The organism is Nocardioides coralli, assembly GCF_019880385.1.
Classification (GTDB): domain Bacteria; phylum Actinomycetota; class Actinomycetes; order Propionibacteriales; family Nocardioidaceae; genus Nocardioides; species Nocardioides coralli.
Map to the genome: position 1 here is coordinate 1,291,278 of NZ_CP082273.1, position 17,416 is coordinate 1,308,693.

Genomic DNA, 17,416 nt, shown 5'->3' on the forward strand with positions numbered 1-17,416 from the left:
CACAGCGAAGGCACACCATGACACTCCAGAACTCCGGCTTCACCAACGCCCAGCGGTCCTCGGGCATGCCGATCCACCGCTACCGGCCCTTCACCCCGGTCGACCTCCCGGACCGCACCTGGCCGAACCGGACCATCACCCAGGCGCCGCGCTGGCTCTCCACCGACCTCCGCGACGGCAACCAGGCGCTCATCGACCCCATGACGCCCGCCCGCAAGATGGCCATGTTCGACCTGCTCGTGTCCATGGGCTACAAGGAGATCGAGGTCGGCTTCCCCTCCGCCAGCCAGACCGACTTCGACTTCGTCCGGCAGCTGATCGAGGGCGACCGCGTCCCGGAGGACGTCACGATCTCCGTCCTGACGCAGGCGCGCGAGGACCTGATCGAGCGCACGGTGCAGAGCCTGGTGGGGATCCACCACGCCAACATCCACCTCTACAACGCGCTCGCCCCGCTGTTCCGCCGGGTCGTGTTCCACGCCGGGCGCGACGAGGTCAAGGACATCGCCGTGCGCCACAGCGGCCTGATGATGAAGCACGTCGAGAACACGTTGGGGCAGACCGTGATCGGCTTCGAGTACAGCCCGGAGATCTTCACGGGCACCGAGCTGCCCTTCAGCGTCGAGGTCTGCGAGGCCGTGTCCGACGTGTGGCAGCCCGACGACGGCCGGGAGATCATCCTCAACCTGCCCGCAACCGTCGAGATGGCCACGCCCAACGTCTACGCCGACCAGATCGAGTGGTTCTCGCGGCAGCTCACGCGGCGCGAGCACACCACGATCAGCCTCCACCCCCACAACGACCGGGGCACCGCCGTCGCGGCCACCGAGCTCGCGATGATGGCCGGCGCCGATCGCGTCGAGGGGTGCCTGTTCGGGCACGGCGAGCGCACCGGCAACGTGTGCCTGGTGACGCTGGGCATGAACCTGTTCAGCCAGGGCATCGACCCGCAGATCGACTTCAGCGACATCGACGAGATCAGGCGCACGGTCGAGTACTGCACCCAGCTGCCGGTGCACCCTCGCCACCCCTACGCCGGCGACCTCGTCTACACCGCCTTCTCCGGTTCCCACCAGGACGCCATCAAAAAGGGGTTGGAGGACCTGGAGCGGCAGGCCGCCGACCGTGGCGTCGACGTCGCCGCGATCGCCTGGGAGGCGCCCTACCTGCCGATCGACCCGAAGGACGTGGGCCGCAGCTACGAAGCGGTGATCCGGGTCAACAGCCAGTCCGGCAAGGGGGGCGTGGCCTACATCCTCAAGGCCGAGCACAAGCTCGACCTGCCACGGCGGGCGCAGATCGAGTTCAGCCGAGTCGTGCAGGCGCGGACCGACGCCGACGGCGGCGAGATGACACCCGAGCAGATCTGGGACGTGTTCCGAGACGAGTACCTCGACCGGGAGCAGCCGCTGCGGCTCAACTCCGTCCACACCTCGGCCGCGGCAGGCGAGAAGGACGCGCTCAGCGTCAACGTCTACGTGGACGGCGAGCTGCGGACGCTGGAGGGCACCGGCAACGGCCCGATCGCCGCCTTCGTCGAGGCGATCAACGGGCTGCCCCAGGACTACGACGTGCGGGTGCTCGACTACGCCGAGCACGCGCTCTCGGCCGGTGGCGACGCGGTCGCCGCGGCCTACGTCGAGTGCTCGGTGAGCAGTGCGGCCGGCGAGACCGTAGTGCTGTGGGGCGTCGGGATCGACGCCAACATCGTCACCGCGAGCCTCAAGGCCGTCATCAGTGCCGTCAACCGGAGCCAGGTGGGGCTCGCGGCCGGGTGAGGCCCGTCCGCCCCGACATCCGGTCGTCCGTGGCCTAGGCTGCCCGGATGCTGGTATCCGAGCGCATCGGGCAGTTCTTCCTCGACGGCGAGACGGGGCGGGACCGGCTGGAGTACACCGAGTACGGCTCGGGCGACGACTGGGTGGTGCTGCTGCACGGGCAGCTGATGCCGCGGCGGATGCACCAGCCGTTGGCGCGGTCGCTGGCCGCCGAGGGTTTCCACGTCGTCACCCTGGACCTGCTGGGTCATGGTCGCTCCGACCGGCCCGCCGACCCGCTGGCCTACTCGATGACGGCCTTCGGCGAGCAGGTGGTGGCACTCCTGGACCACCTCGGCGCCGAGCAGGCGGTGGTGGGTGGCACCTCGCTGGGCGCCAACGTCTCGCTCGAGGTGGCGGTGCTGGCACCGGAGCGGGTCCGCGGCCTGCTCCTGGAGATGCCGGTCCTGCACAACGCGCTGGAGGCCGGCCTCATCGCCTTCGGACCGCTGCTCTTCGCGGCCCGCTTCCTGCCGGCCAGCATCGGCGTCGTACGACGGCTGACCCGACCGGTGCCGCGGGGCCTGGTGCCGTTCTGGGCCGGCATCGCCCTGGACACCTGCGACCAGCGGGCCGCGCCGCTCGCCGCGGTCGTGCACGGGATCTTCTTCGGGCGGGTCGCCCCCAGTGCCCGGCTGCGCCGCCAGATCGCCGCGCCCGCCCTCGTGGTCGGCCACCCCGCCGACCCGATCCACCCGGCCGCCGACGCCGCCATGCTCGCGGAGGAGCTGCCGGACGCGACGTTCGTGCGCGCCACCAGCATCCTCGAGTGGCGCGCCCGCCCGGAGCGGCTCGACGCGGCGGCCCTCGCGTTCGTCCGCAACTGCTGGCAGACACCCGGGCAGACACGCGGCGGGCGGGGTCGGCGTCGCGCCTGAGCAGGGCAGAATGGTGGGGTGCCCCTCTACCGCGACGAGGCGGTCGTGCTGCGCACCCACAAGCTGGGTGAGGCCGACCGCATCATCACGCTCCTGACCCGCCAGCACGGCCGGGTCCGGGCGGTCGCGAAGGGGGTCCGCAAGACCACCTCCCGCTGGGGGTCCCGGCTGGAGCCGTTCACCCACGTCGACCTCCAGCTGGCCGAGGGACGCAGCCTCGACGTGGTGACCCAGGCCGACACCGTCACGCCCTTCGCCGCCGGGATCGGTCACGACTACGACCGCTACACCGCCGGCACGGTGATGCTGGAGACGGCCGACCGCCTGGTGACCGAGGAGAAGGAGCCCTCGCTCCAGCACTTCCTGCTGCTGGTGGGTGGGCTGCGCGCCATGGCGGCGGGGGAGCACGGACCCCACCAGGTGCTCGACAGCTACCTGCTGCGGTCCCTGGCGGTGGCCGGGTACGCGCCGTCGTTCGACCACTGTGCGCGGTGCGGTGACGCCGGGCCGCACCGGTGGTTCAACCCCTCGGCGGGCGGGGTGCTCTGCGCCACGTGCAAGCTGCCCGGGTCGGCGGGGCCGGCGGGGGAGACGGTGCGGGCCCTGGGCGCGTTGCTGGCCGGCGACTGGCCGGTCGTGCACGCCACGGACCCACGTCACCTCAGGGAGGCCAGCGGGCTGGTGGCTGCCTACCTCGCCTGGCACCTCGAGCGCGGCCTGCGCTCGTTGGCCTACGTGGAGCGCTAGCCGGGAAGCCTCTCAGGTGCCGCCGTAGCGACGGTCGCGCCGCGCGTAGGTCTCGATCGCCTGCCAGAGATGGGTGCGGTCGACATCGGGCCAGAGCACGTCGGAGAACACGAGCTCGGCGTACGCCGCCTGCCAGAGCATAAAGTTGGACAGCCGCTGCTCACCGGAGGTCCGCCACACCATGTCGGCGTCGGCGACCTCGGGCACGTAGAGGTGGCGGGCGAAGGTGCGCTCGTCGATGCGGCGCGGGTCGAGCCGGCCCGCGGCGACGTCGGTGGCGATGGACCGGGCAGTGTCGGCGAGCTCGGCGCGGCCGCCGTAGTTGACGCACATCGTCAAGGTCAGGACGTCGTTGTCGCGCGTCAGCTCCTCGGCGACCCGCAGCTCCTTGATCACCGACCGCCACAGCCGGGGTGTGCGGCCCGCCCACCGGACGCGGACGCCGAGCTCGTGCATCTCGTCGCGGCGGCGCCGGATCACGTCCCGATTGAAGCCCATGAGGAACCTGACCTCGTCGGGCGAGCGTGACCAGTTCTCGGTCGAGAAGGCGTACGCCGAGATCGCCCGGACCCCGATCTCGATGGCACCCTCGACCACGTCGAAGAGCGAGTGCTCACCCTGCTCGTGGCCGGCGGTCCGGGGGAGCCCCCGCTCCTGCGCCCAGCGGCCGTTGCCGTCCATCACGATCGCGACGTGGCGCGGGACCAGCTCGCGCGGCACCGCCGGGGGCCGGGCGCCGGACGGGTGCGGGCTGGGGGGTCGGACGGGGCGCCTCACCCGGCGCAGGATGTCAGACGTCGTACCGGGCCGCGAGGCGGGACCCGCAAAATGCGCCTGCTCGAGGTCCGCGTCTGCGACGATGCGCTGGGCCAGTCACCCGGGGGAAGGAGCCTGCCGTGGACGTGGAGGCTCGGCGCCGGGGTCTGCCCGGCGACGACCGCGGTCCCTCACCGCTGCTGGTGCAGGGGGCGTTCGTCCTCATGCTGGCGGTCGACCTCGTCTCGACGTCCGTCCTCGGGTCGGGGAGCCTGCTCGACGTCCACGTGGGGCTGGCCTTCCTGATCGCGGTGTCGGTGCTCGTGGCGTGCTGGCTGGTGCCGTGGCGACAGCTGCCGCACGCCGCTGTCGCGGTGCTGCCGCTGCTCGACCTCGTGGCTCTCGGGCTGACCCGGATCGGGCTCCCGGGGACGGGGTCGGACATCCTCTGCGTGCTGCCGGCGCTCTGGCTCGGCCGTGAGTTCCACTACCGCGGGGCGCTGGTCGCCGGGGTAGGGGTGGTGGCCGGCATGAGCGTCCCGTGGATGGTGCTGCTCGGTCCGGTCGAGGGCAACGTGGCCAGCGCGTTGCTCGCCCCGGCGCTCGCCGCGCTCGCGGCGTTGCTGCTCGCGGCGGGGACCCACCACGTGCGGCGCCGTGACGAGGAGGTCGAGCAGCACCGGCGGTTCAACGCCGCCATCCTCGACACCGTCGACGTCGGGCTGGTCCTCCTGGACCGTGACGGCGCCTACCAGAGCATGAACCGGCGACACGACGACTTCATGCGCCTCGCCTTCCCGGAGGGCCACTCCGGGTACGCCGGTCAGCTCGGCCAGGTCTACGGCGAGGACGGGCGGCACCTCCTCGCCCGCGAGGAGATGCCCTCCTACCGGGCGATGCAGGGCGAGGAGTTCGACGACTGCCGCATCTGGGTCGGCGGCGACCCGCTGACGTCACGGGCCCTGTCGGTCTCGGCGCGCACCGTCCACGACGAGACGGGAGCCTTCGCCGGTGCCGCGCTCGCCTACAAGGACGTCACCGACTTCATGCGGGCGCTGGAGGTCAAGGACGAGTTCGTCGCCTCGGTCTCGCACGAGCTGCGGACACCCCTCACCTCCATCCGGGGGTACGCCGACCTGCTCATGGACCGCGACGACCTCCCGGACGACGCGACCCGCGCGCTGACGGTGGTGCTCCGCAACTCCGAGCGCCTGGGTCGCCTGGTCGCGGACCTGTTGCAGAGCGCTCAGTTCGAGCTGGGATCGGTCCACGTGGTGCGTACCCGCGGCGACCTGGCAGCGCTCGTGAGGGACGCGGTGTCAGCCGCCGGCCCGGCGGCGGCCTCCTCGCAGCTGGAGCTGTCCTATGTGGGTCCGGAGCGACTGGTGATGATGATGGACCAGGTGCGGATGCGCCAGGTGGTCGACAACCTGGTCTCCAACGCGGTCAAGTACACCCCGCCGCACGGACGGGTGGAGGTGGGCCTGAGCGTGGACGGTGCCAGGATCGAGCTGTCGGTCAGCGACACGGGCATCGGCATCGACCCGGCAGACCGGGACCGGCTGTTCACGCGGTTCTTCCGCACGCGGCACGCCGAGGAGCAGAACGTGCAGGGTGTCGGCCTGGGCCTGTCGATCACCAAGTCGATCGTCGAGAGCCACGGGGGCCGGATCGAGGTCGACAGCGAGGTCGGGCGCGGCAGCACGTTCCGCGTCCGGATGCCCTTCACGGGCAGCATGGCCGCGGAGGCCTGAGGAGGTCCCTCCCCAACGGGGGCTCAGTGGTCGCTGCACCGGCGGCAGACGCCGAAGATCTCCAGGGTGTGGCTCACGTCGGCGTACCCGTGCTCCTCCGCGGTCGCGCGGGTCCACCGCTCGACGGCCGGCCCCTCGACCTCCACGGTGGCACCGCACGATCGGCAGACGAGGTGGTGGTGGTGGCTGCCCGAGCACCGGCGGTAGCTCGCCTCGCCCTCGGCCGAGCGGATCACGTCCACCTGGTCGTGGTCGGCCAGCAGCTGCAGGGTGCGGTAGACGGTCGCCAGGCCGATCGTGCTGCCGCCGGACCGCAGCATCTCGTGGACCTCCTGTGCGGAGCGGAAGTCGGGCACGTTCTCCAGCGCCTCGGCGACGGCCTGTCGCTGTCGCGTGAGCCGCAGCGGCTGCTCAGGCATGGGCGACCTCCCGGGAGCGGACCCACAGCCCGAGGGGCCAGGCGGCGACGAACCCGGCCAGCGCCAGCAGCACGATGGTGGGGCCGGGGGAGACGGTCACGCGGAAGGACAGGTACGCCGCCAGCATGAGACCACCGACGGCGGCGCCCAGGCCCAGCACCATCGCCAGCCCGAGGGTGCTGCGGAAGGACCGGGTGAGCTGCTGGGCCGTGGCGACCGGCACCACCATCAGGGCCGAGACCAGCAGCAGGCCCACGGTGCGCATGGCGACCGTCACGGTGACGGCGGCCAGCACGGCGACGAGCACGTTGTAGAGCCGGATGCGGACGCCGGCGACCTGGGCGAACTCCTGGTCCTGGGCCACGGCGAAGAGCTGGGGGAGCAGACCGAGGCTGACCGCCACCACGACCGCGGCGAGGGCGACGGTCACCCAGACCTCCTCGGCGGACACGCTGGTGACGGAGCCGAAGAGGTAGGCCTGCAGCTCGGCCGCGCCCTGGCCTGCCAGGCCGATGATCAGCACACCGCCGGCGAGCCCGCCGTAGAAGAGCAGCGCCAGGGCGACGTCCCCGCTGGTGTGGCCGCGCTCCCGGATGACCTCGACCAGGACCGCACCGATGACGGCGACCACCACTGCCGACCAGACCGGCGAGGTCCCGGTCAGCAGTCCGGCGGCCACGCCCGTCACCGCCACGTGCCCCAGCCCGTCGCCGAGCAGGGCGAGGCGACGCTGCACGAGGTAGGTACCGATCGCCGGGGCCGCCAGGCCGGTGACGGCCGCCGCCACGAGCGCCCGGAGCATGAAGGGGTGGGAGAGCAGGTCGATCACCGGGCCCCCTCCTGCAGGGTGTCGAGCGGCGAGCCGACGTGCGGGGTGTGGTCGTGCCGCAGCGGCTGCGCGTGGTGGTGGACGTGCACGTCGTCGTCGGCCAGCGGTGCGCCGTCGTAGGTGACCTCACCGTGGGAGAGCACGACCGCCCGGTCGACCAGGGCCTGCAGCGGACCGAGCTCGTGGGCGACCAGGAGCACCGCCTTGCCGCGCTCCTTGAGGACGCTCAGCGAGCGTGCCAGGGCCTGCTGGTGCGGCAGGTCGACGCCCGCCGTGGGCTCGTCGAGGAGGAACAGGTCGGGCTCCCCCGCGAGGGCTCGGGCGATGAGCACCCGCTGCTGCTGGCCACCCGAGAGCGTCGCCACGCTGCGACGAGCGAGGTCCTCGATCCCGACGACCTGCAGCGCGTCACGGATGGCTCGGCGGTCGGATCGCGAGAGCGGCGCCAGGGGCCGGCGCCGTCCGAGGCGCCCGGCGGCGACCACCTCCCTCACCGACGCGGGTACGCCGGAGGCGGCACTGGCTCGCTGCGGCACGAACCCGAGGCGTCCCCAGTCCCGGAACCGGTTCAGCGGAGTGCCGAAGAGCGAGACGGTCCCGGCCGACAGCGGCCGCAGCCCGGTCAGGGCGCGGACCAGCGTCGACTTCCCGGACCCGTTGGCGCCCATCAGCGCGAGGAACTCGCCCGGCTCGACGGTGAGGTCCACGCCGTGCAGGACCTGGCGTCCGCTGAGGGACAGGCTGACGCCTCGGGCGTCGACGACCGCTGGTTCGCCGCTCAACAGCCGTTCGCCTCCTCGAGCGCGGTCAGGTTGGCGCGCATGAGAGAAAGGTAGTCATCCTCGGCTGTCTCGTCGGTGAGTCCCTCCAGCGGATCGAGGACGGCGGTCTCGATGCCGAGGTCGGCCGCGAGCGTCTCGGCGACCTCGGGGCTGGCGAGACGCTCGGAGAAGACCGTGGTCAGCCCCTCGTCCCGGATCAGGTCGGCCAGCTCGGCCAGGACCGCGGGCGTGGGCTCCGTCCCCGGGTCGAGCCCGGCGATGGCCTCGACGTGCAAGTCGTACTTCTCGAGGTAGCCGAACGCGTCGTGGCTCGCGACCACGATGTCGCGTCGGCAGCCGGAGAGCCCCTCCTCGTAGTCGGCGTCGAGGGCAGTGAGCTCCTCGACCAGCTCCTCGGCGTTGCCGCGGAAGGTGCCGGCGTTCTCGGGGTCGAGCTCCGCGAGCTCATCGGCCACCGCCTCGGCGAGCAGCGCCATCCGCTCCGGGTCCTGCCAGAAGTGGGGGTCGAGGTCGCCGTGGTCGTGCTCCTCGTCGTGGGTCTCCTCGTCGGCGTGGGTCCCCTCGTCGGCGTGGGACTCGCCGTCGCCGTGGGCCTCCCCGTCGTGCTCCTCGGCGCCGTGGTCGAGGGCCGGCACCAGGTCCACCACCTCCCCGGCCTCCAGGGTCGGCCCCGAGGCGTTGACGTCGATGCCGTCGTCGACGGCCGGCTGGAAGCCCTCCAGGTAGACGACGAGGTCGGCCTCGCTCAGCCGGGCGGTCGCGTCGATGGAGAGCTCGAGGTCGTGGGAGTCCTGACCGGGCGCCGTGAGGTTGGTGACGGTCCACCCGTCGCCCGCCACCCGCTCGCTGACCCAGGCCAGGGGGTAGAAGGACGCGACGACCTCACGTCCCTCGGCCCCCTCGTCAGCTGCCGCTCCGCATCCCGCAAGGAGGGAGACGGACGCCAGGGCGGCGACGAGCGGGGACCAGCGGCGGGTGGCGGACAACATGAGAACCATTCTCAGGCAGTTTGAGAATGATTGTCAAAGCTCGGACGGCGGGCATACTGGCCGGTGTGCTGGTGGTGAACAGGTTCCGGGTCGAGGAGGCCGACGCGGACTCCTTCCGCGTCGACGTCGAGCAGGCCCGGGAGGCCCTGGCGGCCCGGCCCGGGCACCTCGGCAGCCACCTCGGTCGCAACCTCGACGACCCCACGCTGTGGGTGCTCACCACCACCTGGGAGCACGTCGGCGCCTACCGTCGCGCGCTGTCGGCGTACGACGTCAAGCTCCGTGCCGTGCCGCTGCTCAGCCGCGCGATCGACGAGCCGTCCGCCTACGAGGACGTCCGGCCCGGGGCCGTGCTCAACGTGCGCGACAGCCGGTCGTTAGGCTGAACCCTCGCCCAGACCGGCAGCCAGCCGGCCGGACCGTCGGAAGTGAGCTCCCCCGTGGCCAAGCCACCCCCCTCGACCCTCGACCAGGTCGTCTCCCTCTGCAAGCGACGCGGCTTCGTGTTCCCCTGCGGCGAGATCTACGGCGGCACCCGCTCCGCCTGGGACTACGGGCCGCTGGGCGTGGAGCTGAAGGAGAACATCAAGCGCCAGTGGTGGAAGGCCATGGTGACCGCGCGCGAGGACGTGGTCGGCCTCGACTCGAGCGTGATCCTGCCGACCCGGACGTGGGAGGCCAGCGGCCACCTCTCGACGTTCAGCGACCCGCTGACCGAGTGCCAGTCCTGCCACAAGCGGTTCCGCGAGGACCACCTGCAGGAGGAGTACGCCGAGCGCAAGGGCCTCGAGGACCCCGACTCGGTCGACCTCAACGAGCTGGTGCCCTGCCCCAACTGCGGCACCCGCGGTGCGTGGACCGAGCCCCGCGAGTTCAACATGATGCTCAAGACCTACCTCGGGGTGATCGAGGACGAGTCGGGGCTGCACTTCCTGCGCCCCGAGACCGCGCAGGGGATCTTCCTCAACTTCGCCAACGTCGTGACCTCCAGCCGCAAGAAGCCGCCCTTCGGCATCGCCCAGATGGGCAAGAGCTTCCGCAACGAGATCACCCCGGGCAACTTCATCTTCCGCACCCGCGAGTTCGAGCAGATGGAGATGGAGTACTTCGTCAAGCCGGGTGAGGACGAGGAGCTCCACCAGTACTGGATCGACGAGCGCACCCGCTGGTACACCGACCTCGGCATCGACCCGGCCCACCTGCGCCACTACGAGCACCCCAAGGAGAAGCTCTCCCACTACTCCAAGCGCACCGTCGACATCGAGTACGACTTCGGGTTCTCCTCCCGCGGGTTCGAGGAGCTGGAGGGCATCGCCAACCGCACCGACTTCGACCTGACGCAGCACGGCCAGCACTCGGGGCAGGACCTCTCCTACTACGACCAGGCCAACGACGAGCGCTTCGTGCCCTACGTCATCGAGCCCGCCGCCGGTCTCACCCGCAGCCTCATGGCGTTCCTCCTCGACGCCTACGAGGAGGACGAGGCCCCCAACACCAAGGGTGGGGTCGACAAGCGGACGGTGCTCCGGCTCGACCCGCGGCTCGCGCCGGTCAAGGTCGCGGTGCTGCCGCTCTCGCGCAACGCCGACCTCTCGCCGAAGGCGCGGGACCTGGCCACGGAGCTGCGCCGCAACTGGAACGTGGAGTTCGACGACTCCGGCGCCATCGGGCGTCGCTACCGCCGCCAGGACGAGATCGGTACGCCGTACTGCGTGACGGTCGACTTCGACACCCTCGACGACCACGCCGTCACCGTGCGCGAACGCGACTCGATGTCGCAGGAGCGGATCCCGCTCGAGGGCGTGACGGCGTGGTTCGCCCAGCGTTTCGTCGGCTGCTGATTGGCCGCTCATGCACAATGACCGCATGCATCTCCCCGCCCGCCTGACCGGCCTGTTCCTCGCCGCGACCCTGGTCCTCTCGGGCTGCTCCGGGGACGACGAGGCGCCGGCTGCGGAGGAGCCCACCGAGACGACGACCGCGGAGACCGAGGAGGAGCCCTACCTCGAGGTTCCGGACGGCGTCGAGCTGACCGCCCAGGGGTCGACCCTCGAGGTCGGCGACACCGCGACCGTGGCCTACGAGCCCCGCCAGGACCAGGTGGGTGCGCTCGAGGTCAAGGTCACCTCGCTCGAGAAGGCGTCCTTCGACCAGTTCGTGGGATGGGAGCTGAGCAAGCAGACCCGCCAGACCTCCCCCTACTTCGTCCGCGCCAACGTGACCAACGTCGGCGACAGCAACCTGGGCGGCCGCCCGGTGCCGCTCTACATCGTCGACGGGGAGAACCGCCTCATCGAGGCATCGGTGTTCACCGGGACCTTCAAGCCCTGCGACGGGGCGTCGTTCCCCAAGAAGTTCAAGTCCGGCGCCTCGGTCAAGGCGTGCCTGGTCTACCTCGCCCCCGACAAGGGTGACCTGACGGCCGTCAGCTTCCGCCCCACCCAGGAGTTCAACCCGATCACCTGGGAGGGCGAGCTGAAGCCGGCCAAGGGCAGCGGCCAGGACAAGAAGCAGGGCAAGGGCAAGGACAAGGGCAAGGGCGGCTCGGGCGGCGGCTGATTTCGCGGCCGAGCCTCACGTGCGGACAATGACCGGGTGAGCCATCCCGTCCCCACCAACCTGCGCCTGGGCGCGCTTGTCGTCGACACGCCGGTGGTGCTCGCTCCCATGGCGGGGATCACCAACGCCGCCTACCGGCGCCTGTGTGCCGAGCAGGGAGCGGGGCTCTATGTCTGCGAGATGATCACCTCGCGGGGCCTGGTCGAGGGTGACGAGACCACCCGCTCGATGCTGGTCTTCGACGACGCCGAGCGCATCCGGTCGGTCCAGCTCTACGGCACTGACCCGGTCTACGTCGGCAAGGCGGTCGAGATCCTCTGCGCCGAGTACGGCGTCGACCACGTCGACCTGAACTTCGGCTGCCCCGTGCCCAAGGTGACCCGCAAGGGCGGCGGGGGAGCGCTGCCGTGGAAGCGGGGCCTGCTCGCCGACATCCTCGAGGAGGCCGTCGGCGCCGCGGCGCCGTACGACGTCCCCGTGACCATGAAGACCCGCAAGGGCCTCGACGACGACCACCTCACCTATCTCGACGCCGGCCGTATCGCTCAGGAGACGGGCTGTGCCGCCATCGCCCTCCACGGACGCACCGTCGCCCAGTCCTACTCGGGTCAGGCTGACTGGGATGCGATCGCCGCCCTCGTCGAGGAGGTCGACATCCCCGTGCTCGGCAACGGCGACATCTGGGAGGCCGAGGACGCGCTGCGCATGGTGCGGCAGACCGGCGCCGCCGGCGTGGTGGTCGGCCGGGGCTGCCTGGGCCGCCCGTGGCTCTTCCGGGACCTGGCCGCTGCGTTCGCCGGCGAGCCCGCACGGACGCTGCCGACCCTCGGGGAGGTGCGTTCGATGATGCGGCGCCACGCCGAGCTGCTCTGCGAGCACCTGGGGGAGGAGCGGGGCTGCAAGGAGTTCCGCAAGCACGTGTCCTGGTACCTCAAGGGCTTCCGGGCCGGGGGAGAGCTGCGCCGGTCACTGGCGCTCGTCGACTCCCTCGCGGCGCTCGACGGGCTGCTGGCCGACCTCGACCCCGACGAGCCGTTCCCCGTCTCCGAGCTCGGCGCCCCCCGCGGCCGGCAGGGGTCACCCCGGGCACGTGTCGTCCTTCCCGAGGGGTGGCTGGAGGACACCGACGGCTCCGGTGTCTCACTTCGTGAGGAGACCGCGGAGGTCACGGGCGGATAACGCCGCGGTGACGGTAGGGTGACGAGCGTTACCCCGCGAAACACCCTCCCGGATTTGGGCCCCCCAGCCCCGGTTGTGCTTCACTCGGTGACCTCTCGGCGCGTCGTATGGGCCACAGGCCCTGGCGTGGACCCCCGCAAGCAACAGCAAAGGATCAGCGCTGTGGCAGAACATCGCCACAAGCGGGACACCAATGCCCGCCGTATGCCGAAGCCGTACCTGGTGGCTGGCCCCCTCGCCGTCGTGGCGACCCTGTCGACCGTCGGGGTCGGGGTCCTCGCGGCCAACCCCGACACCCGCGACCTGCTCGCTGCCGGCAGCGGCAGCTCCATCGGGAGCAGCCTGGTCAGCGCCGACGTCAGCGACGAGATCGCCGAGCGGCAGCCCGTCGTGTCCCGCGACGGGTCGCGGATCGGCCGGCTCAGCCGCGTCGAGATGATGATGCGCCCCCAGCCGACCGCCCAGGCGGTCCGCAACGCCGACACCCGGCTGTGGACGACCACCGCCCTCGACCTGTGGACCTCCCCGCTGGAGGACGGTGCCCGCAAGGTCGGGGTCGTCGAGGAGGGCAAGAAGGTGCTCGCCACCGGTCGCGAGGCGGCCGGCCGCGTCGAGCTCGCCGTCGACGGCGAGTCCCGCTGGGTCACCGCCGGTTACCTCACCGACGCCAAGCCGGAGCCCGAGCCCGAGGAGCTGGCTGTGGGCGGGGCCTGCACCAACGGCTCGTCAGTGTCGGGCCAGCCCAACGTGCTGTCCGTGCACGAGGCGGTCTGCGCCAACTTCCCGGAGATCACGTCCTACGGGACCTACCGCGGCGACGGCGAGCACGCGCAGGGCATCGCCATCGACATCATGGTCAGCGGCTCGCGCGGCTGGGAGGTCGCGGAGTTCGTCCGCGCCAACTACCAGGAGCTCGGCGTCAGCTACGTCATCTACGCCCAGAAGATCTGGTCGGTCGACCGCGCCTCGGAGGGATGGCGCTACATGGAGGACCGCGGCTCCGTCACCGCCAACCACTACGACCACGTCCACGTCACGACCTACTGAGCGAGCGAGCAGGACAGGCGACGAAGGAGCCTGTCCGTCGCGAGCGAAGATCGAGCAAGCCCCGCGACCGAGGTATGAGGTCGCGACGGGCGCGTCGAGATCACGCAACCGGGACTCGTGGGCGCAACCACCGGGGTGTCCCACTAGGGTCGGCCCCGATGGAGTCGATGGAGGGCTACGACGAGGCGTCGCGTGAACGGCTGGTCACCGAGCCGCCGAAGCGGGTCTCCGCCCCCGAGCGCACCCCGTTCGAGCGCGACCGCGCCCGCGTCGTGCACGCGGCGGCCTCCCGCCGGCTGGCCGCCAAGACCCAGGTAGTGGGCCCGCAGAGCGACGACTTCGTCCGCAACCGGCTCACCCACAGCCTCGAGGTGGCCCAGGTGGCGCGCGACCTGGCCCGGGCGCTGGGCTGCCACCCGGACCTCGTCGAGACCGCCGCGCTGGCCCACGACCTCGGCCACCCGCCGTTCGGCCACAACGGGGAGCGGGTGCTCGCGGAGCTGGCCGCCGGCTGCGGTGGCTTCGAGGGCAACGCCCAGACGCTGCGGCTCCTGACGCGGCTCGAGGCCAAGACCCTGGCCCCCGACGGCGCCAGTGTGGGGCTCAACCTCACACGGGCCACCCTCGATGCCTGCACGAAGTACCCCTGGCCGCTGGCGGCCGCGACGCCACCCGGCGGCGTCCACGCCGACGGCTCACCCCGGGTGGTCGTGAAGTTCGGCGTCTACGACGACGACCTCCCGGTCTTCCGGTGGGCGCGGCCGGCCGAGCTCGGCTCCCGGCCGTGCTTCGAGGCGCAGGTCATGGACCTCGCCGATGACGTCGCCTACTCGGTGCACGACATCGAGGACGGCGTGGTCGCCGGACGGGTCGACCTGAGCCGCCTCGACCGGGCGGCGGTCTGGGAGACCGTCCGCGACTGGTACCTCCCCGACGCGGCCGACGACCACCTCGACGAGGTGCTCGACGGGCTGGTCGGGATCGCCGGCTGGCCCGACGCGGCGTACGACGGCAGCCGGCGGTCGCTCGCGGCGCTGAAGAACCTCACGAGCGACCTGATCGGGCGCTTCTGCGGCGCGGTGCAGGCGGCCACCTTCGCCTCGGCGGCCGGGCCGTTCGTGCGCTACTCCGCCGACCTCGTGGTGCCCGAGCGCACCCGGCTGGAGATCGGGGTGCTCAAGGGCATCGCGGCCCACTACGTGATGCGGGCCGACGACCGGGTCGCGGCCATGGTCGGGCAGCGCGAGCTGCTCGCGGAGCTCGTCGACACCCTGCTGGCGGGAGCGCCGAACGTGCTCGAGCGCGCGTTCGCCGACGACTGGAAGGCCGCCGCCGACGACGCGGGCAGGCGGCGGGCGGTCATCGACCAGGTCGCATCCCTGACCGACGCCAGCGCCGTCAGCTGGTACCAGCGGCTGGTCGGCTAGCCCTGGAGCCGGAGCTCCAGGTCGCGATGCAGCACCCCTGACAAGCGGTCGGACTCGGCCCGGATCGCCGTCGCCGGAGGGTGGCCCCCAGCGAGCCAGCGGACCACGAGCTGGTCGCCGGAGCGGCTCCACGTGCCGCTGACCACCCCGCCGGCCAGGACCGGGTTGGCCTTCCGGGTCATCAGGTCTCTCAGTGCCGGTGGCGTGATCTGCTCGTCCTTCGTGCCGGGGCCCATGACCCATTGGTCGTGACCCGGCAGGAGCCGGACTGCGTCGGACGGCTCCGCCTCCAGTAGCGGGCCGACGTCATCGCGGACGACGTACGCCGTGGTTCCGTCGACGTCGACGGCGACGAGCTGGTCATCGAGCGCGGCCAGCCAGCGGTCCAGTCGCCGGCGGCCAGCACTCAGTCCCTCACCGAGCCAGTAGTGCACGTGCTTCGCCGTGGCCGGTCCGTAGGTGCGGAGGTAGGCCGTGATCGCCCTCGGGCCGGCCTCCTCGAGGTCCGGAACTCCCACCCAGGCCGGGTTGAGGTCGAGGCGCTGGAAGGTCCGGCGTCCGTCACGCGGAGGGCCGAGACTCATGTCGCCCTGCCAGGTGAGCGGCTTGAGCAACGTCCCCGCCTCGGTGAACGCCGGTCGCAGGTGTCGGTACGCACGTCGCGCGGTGACGCCCGCCGCCAGCTCGTCGAGGGTCAGCGGCCCGCCGGAAAGCACCTCCCTGACCGTGGCACGGAAGTCGGGCCAGTCCTCCGGCGAGAGCCGGTAGTGCTCGACCCAGGAAGGCAGCTCCCACTGACGTTCGGCCGAACGCAGCGACAGGTAGATCCCGCCACCGCCGGGGGAGAGGTAGTGCATGGCGCCACGGAACGCGAACACCTGGATGACGCTGCCGTCCGCTAGGGCCTTCTCGAGGTCGTCGGGTCGTGACGAGGTCGACCGGGTCCCGACGGCGAGGGCAGCCAGCGAGTCGTCCATGGCCGGCACGGCACCGAGTCGCGCCACCACGTCGGCCGCCGCTGCCGACCCGACCGGGTCGAGGAGGTGTCGCCGGAGGCGCCAGGCGAGCGCCCGGCGCCACGTGGTCGACCCCTCGGTGTCCCGTCCCCGGGTGCTGCGCCCGCGCGTGGCCGTGCTCACGCCCGCAGCATGGCAGTCGATCCGGACGAGTTGCGTCCGCAACTCACGCCGACTCGCCTAGGGCAGGTCGCCCTTGGGGTAGGGGTCGTCCTGGTTGACCAGGCTCTCGTCGGGCAGGTCGTCGGCGGCGTGGCTCCCGGAGACCTTGGACTTGGCGGACTCGGCGGCCTCGGAGATCCGGTCCTTCACCACCGGGGCCTGAGCCCGGGCGACGTCGGCGGCCTGCTGCGCCTTCTCCTGCACACGGGGGTCGTCCTTGACCTTGCCGGCCATCCCCTTGATCTGCTCGTAGCGCTCACGCCCCGCGCGGGTGCCGAGGACGTACCCGATCGCGCCGGACACCAGGATCGTCAGCTTCTTCATCACTTACCTCCTTGTCGGACCCGCCACACGATCAGCACGGCGGTCATGGCGATGAGGGACGCGGCGGCAGCCAGCACCTCGGGCCGCGGCTTCCCCGCGTCGGTGGTGGCGCGGTCCTTCAGGTCCGCGGCACGCGCCGTGGCACGCGACTTCACGTCCAGGCGGGCGGCGAGCTCGTCGACGGTGTGGGCGAGCTCCTCCCGCTGGGCGTCGATCTCGGCCTGGAGCTCGTCGGGCGACTTTCCGGGCATCAGCGCTGTCCTTTCCCCTTCACCGTGGCCACGTCGGCCTTGAGGCCCTCGACCGCCCGCTCGGGCGCCGCGGGCGTGGCCTCCTGGACCTGGTTGCGCCCGCTGAGGGCGAGGACGCCTGCGGCGGCGAAGAGCACCACCGCCACGATCAGGGCGGCGAGCCAGGCCGCAACCGCCAGGCTCAGGGCCAGGATCGCCGTCGCGACCAGGGTCGCCAGCCCGAAGAAGGCCAGCAGCCCGGCGCCGCTGAACAGACCGATGCCGATCCCGGCCCGCTTGCCCTTCTGTGCCATCTCGGCCTGGGCCAGCCGGATCTCGGAGCGGATCAGCTCGGGGAGCTGCTGGGTGAGGTCGTGGACCAGCGCGCCGAGGGTGGGGTCGACGTCGCGCTGCGTCGGCGTACCGTCGGAATGACTCATGCCTCCACCCTCGCCGGTCCGGCCCGGGAATGCCAACCCCCGACTGGGTGAGCCGGGTGTG

At 71.8% G+C, this 17,416-nt stretch carries 19 protein-coding genes; 10 read left to right on the forward strand and 9 right to left on the reverse strand.

The genetic code is table 11. The features are described 5' to 3' along the window. The first annotated feature begins 17 nt into the window (after window positions 1-17). Genes leuA through recO form a run of 3 tightly spaced genes read left to right on the forward strand, consistent with a single transcriptional unit; the run spans window position 18 to window position 3,442 of the window. Window positions 18-1,778 carry a 2-isopropylmalate synthase gene (gene leuA / locus K6T13_RS06335; RefSeq protein ID WP_249423964.1) on the forward strand — a complete coding sequence of 587 codons (1,761 nt, stop codon included), beginning with the start codon at window positions 18-20 and terminating at the stop codon, window positions 1,776-1,778. Window positions 1,779-1,825: 47 nt separating this feature from the next. Continuing rightward, the gene (locus tag K6T13_RS06340) at window positions 1,826-2,695 is read left to right on the forward strand and encodes an alpha/beta fold hydrolase (RefSeq protein ID WP_222897668.1); all 870 of its coding nucleotides are present in this window, start codon (window positions 1,826-1,828) and stop codon (window positions 2,693-2,695) included. An 18-nt stretch (window positions 2,696-2,713) separates the two neighbouring features. Continuing rightward, window positions 2,714-3,442 (forward strand): DNA repair protein RecO, encoded by a 729-nt coding sequence (gene recO / locus K6T13_RS06345; RefSeq protein ID WP_222897669.1) that lies wholly within the window; start codon window positions 2,714-2,716, stop codon window positions 3,440-3,442. 12 nt (window positions 3,443-3,454) lie between these two features. Here the strand turns inward: recO and K6T13_RS06350 are convergent, their stop codons facing one another. Beyond that, window positions 3,455-4,219, reverse strand: coding sequence for an isoprenyl transferase (locus K6T13_RS06350; protein ID WP_430228095.1), 765 nt, complete (start codon window positions 4,217-4,219; stop codon window positions 3,455-3,457). Window positions 4,220-4,338: 119 nt separating this feature from the next. On the opposite strand from K6T13_RS06350, the gene K6T13_RS06355 reads away from it, so the two are divergent. Next, a complete protein-coding gene (locus K6T13_RS06355) occupies window positions 4,339-5,952 on the forward strand; it encodes a sensor histidine kinase (protein ID WP_222897670.1) in 1,614 nt (537 codons plus the stop codon). A 23-nt stretch (window positions 5,953-5,975) separates the two neighbouring features. On the opposite strand, the gene K6T13_RS06360 is transcribed toward K6T13_RS06355, so the two are convergent. From K6T13_RS06360 to K6T13_RS06375, 4 genes are read right to left on the reverse strand one after another with little or no spacing between them, the layout of a single operon-like run. Then, window positions 5,976-6,371 carry a Fur family transcriptional regulator gene (locus tag K6T13_RS06360; protein ID WP_222897671.1) on the reverse strand — a complete coding sequence of 132 codons (396 nt, stop codon included), beginning with the start codon at window positions 6,369-6,371 and terminating at the stop codon, window positions 5,976-5,978. Beyond that, window positions 6,364-7,200 carry a metal ABC transporter permease gene (locus K6T13_RS06365; RefSeq protein ID WP_346729103.1) on the reverse strand — a complete coding sequence of 279 codons (837 nt, stop codon included), beginning with the start codon at window positions 7,198-7,200 and terminating at the stop codon, window positions 6,364-6,366. Before K6T13_RS06365 ends, K6T13_RS06360 begins: the two co-directional genes overlap by 8 nt. Continuing rightward, window positions 7,197-7,982, reverse strand: a complete 786-nt coding sequence (locus K6T13_RS06370) for a metal ABC transporter ATP-binding protein (protein ID WP_249423965.1) — start codon at window positions 7,980-7,982, stop codon at window positions 7,197-7,199. Before K6T13_RS06370 ends, K6T13_RS06365 begins: the two co-directional genes overlap by 4 nt. Then, a complete protein-coding gene (locus tag K6T13_RS06375) occupies window positions 7,979-8,971 on the reverse strand; it encodes a metal ABC transporter substrate-binding protein (protein WP_222897672.1) in 993 nt (330 codons plus the stop codon). The genes K6T13_RS06370 and K6T13_RS06375 overlap by 4 nt, the downstream gene beginning before the upstream one ends. A gap of 65 nt (window positions 8,972-9,036) precedes the next feature. On the opposite strand from K6T13_RS06375, the gene K6T13_RS06380 reads away from it, so the two are divergent. The 6 genes from K6T13_RS06380 to K6T13_RS06405 all read left to right on the forward strand — a co-directional run bounded on the left by K6T13_RS06380 (window position 9,037) and on the right by K6T13_RS06405 (window position 15,183). Then, window positions 9,037-9,357: an antibiotic biosynthesis monooxygenase family protein gene (locus tag K6T13_RS06380; protein ID WP_222897673.1), complete on the forward strand. Its 321-nt coding sequence runs from the start codon at window positions 9,037-9,039 to the stop codon at window positions 9,355-9,357. A gap of 54 nt (window positions 9,358-9,411) precedes the next feature. Further along, window positions 9,412-10,812: a glycine--tRNA ligase gene (locus tag K6T13_RS06385; RefSeq protein WP_222897674.1), complete on the forward strand. Its 1,401-nt coding sequence runs from the start codon at window positions 9,412-9,414 to the stop codon at window positions 10,810-10,812. 25 nt (window positions 10,813-10,837) lie between these two features. Further along, window positions 10,838-11,530, forward strand: a complete 693-nt coding sequence (locus K6T13_RS06390) for a hypothetical protein (RefSeq protein ID WP_222897675.1) — start codon at window positions 10,838-10,840, stop codon at window positions 11,528-11,530. Between the two features lie 36 nt (window positions 11,531-11,566). Further along, the gene (gene dusB, locus K6T13_RS06395; RefSeq protein WP_283247950.1) at window positions 11,567-12,709 is read left to right on the forward strand and encodes a tRNA dihydrouridine synthase DusB; all 1,143 of its coding nucleotides are present in this window, start codon (window positions 11,567-11,569) and stop codon (window positions 12,707-12,709) included. Between the two features lie 222 nt (window positions 12,710-12,931). Then, window positions 12,932-13,756 (forward strand): VldE C-terminal domain-containing protein, encoded by an 825-nt coding sequence (locus tag K6T13_RS06400; protein ID WP_222897676.1) that lies wholly within the window; start codon window positions 12,932-12,934, stop codon window positions 13,754-13,756. Between the two features lie 158 nt (window positions 13,757-13,914). Continuing rightward, a complete protein-coding gene (locus tag K6T13_RS06405; RefSeq protein ID WP_222897677.1) occupies window positions 13,915-15,183 on the forward strand; it encodes a deoxyguanosinetriphosphate triphosphohydrolase in 1,269 nt (422 codons plus the stop codon). On the opposite strand, the gene K6T13_RS06410 is transcribed toward K6T13_RS06405, so the two are convergent. From K6T13_RS06410 to K6T13_RS06425, 4 genes are read right to left on the reverse strand one after another with little or no spacing between them, the layout of a single operon-like run. Continuing rightward, window positions 15,180-16,322: a DNA glycosylase AlkZ-like family protein gene (locus K6T13_RS06410; RefSeq protein WP_222897678.1), complete on the reverse strand. Its 1,143-nt coding sequence runs from the start codon at window positions 16,320-16,322 to the stop codon at window positions 15,180-15,182. The two genes, K6T13_RS06405 and K6T13_RS06410, sit on opposite strands and share 4 nt — an antisense overlap. Before the next feature lie 57 nt (window positions 16,323-16,379). Further along, window positions 16,380-16,685, reverse strand: a complete 306-nt coding sequence (locus K6T13_RS06415) for a hypothetical protein (protein WP_222897679.1) — start codon at window positions 16,683-16,685, stop codon at window positions 16,380-16,382. Then, window positions 16,685-16,936, reverse strand: coding sequence for a DUF3618 domain-containing protein (locus K6T13_RS06420; protein ID WP_222897680.1), 252 nt, complete (start codon window positions 16,934-16,936; stop codon window positions 16,685-16,687). The genes K6T13_RS06415 and K6T13_RS06420 overlap by 1 nt, the downstream gene beginning before the upstream one ends. Continuing rightward, window positions 16,936-17,355 carry a phage holin family protein gene (locus K6T13_RS06425; protein WP_222897681.1) on the reverse strand — a complete coding sequence of 140 codons (420 nt, stop codon included), beginning with the start codon at window positions 17,353-17,355 and terminating at the stop codon, window positions 16,936-16,938. Before K6T13_RS06425 ends, K6T13_RS06420 begins: the two co-directional genes overlap by 1 nt. Window positions 17,356-17,416 lie beyond the last annotated feature (61 nt).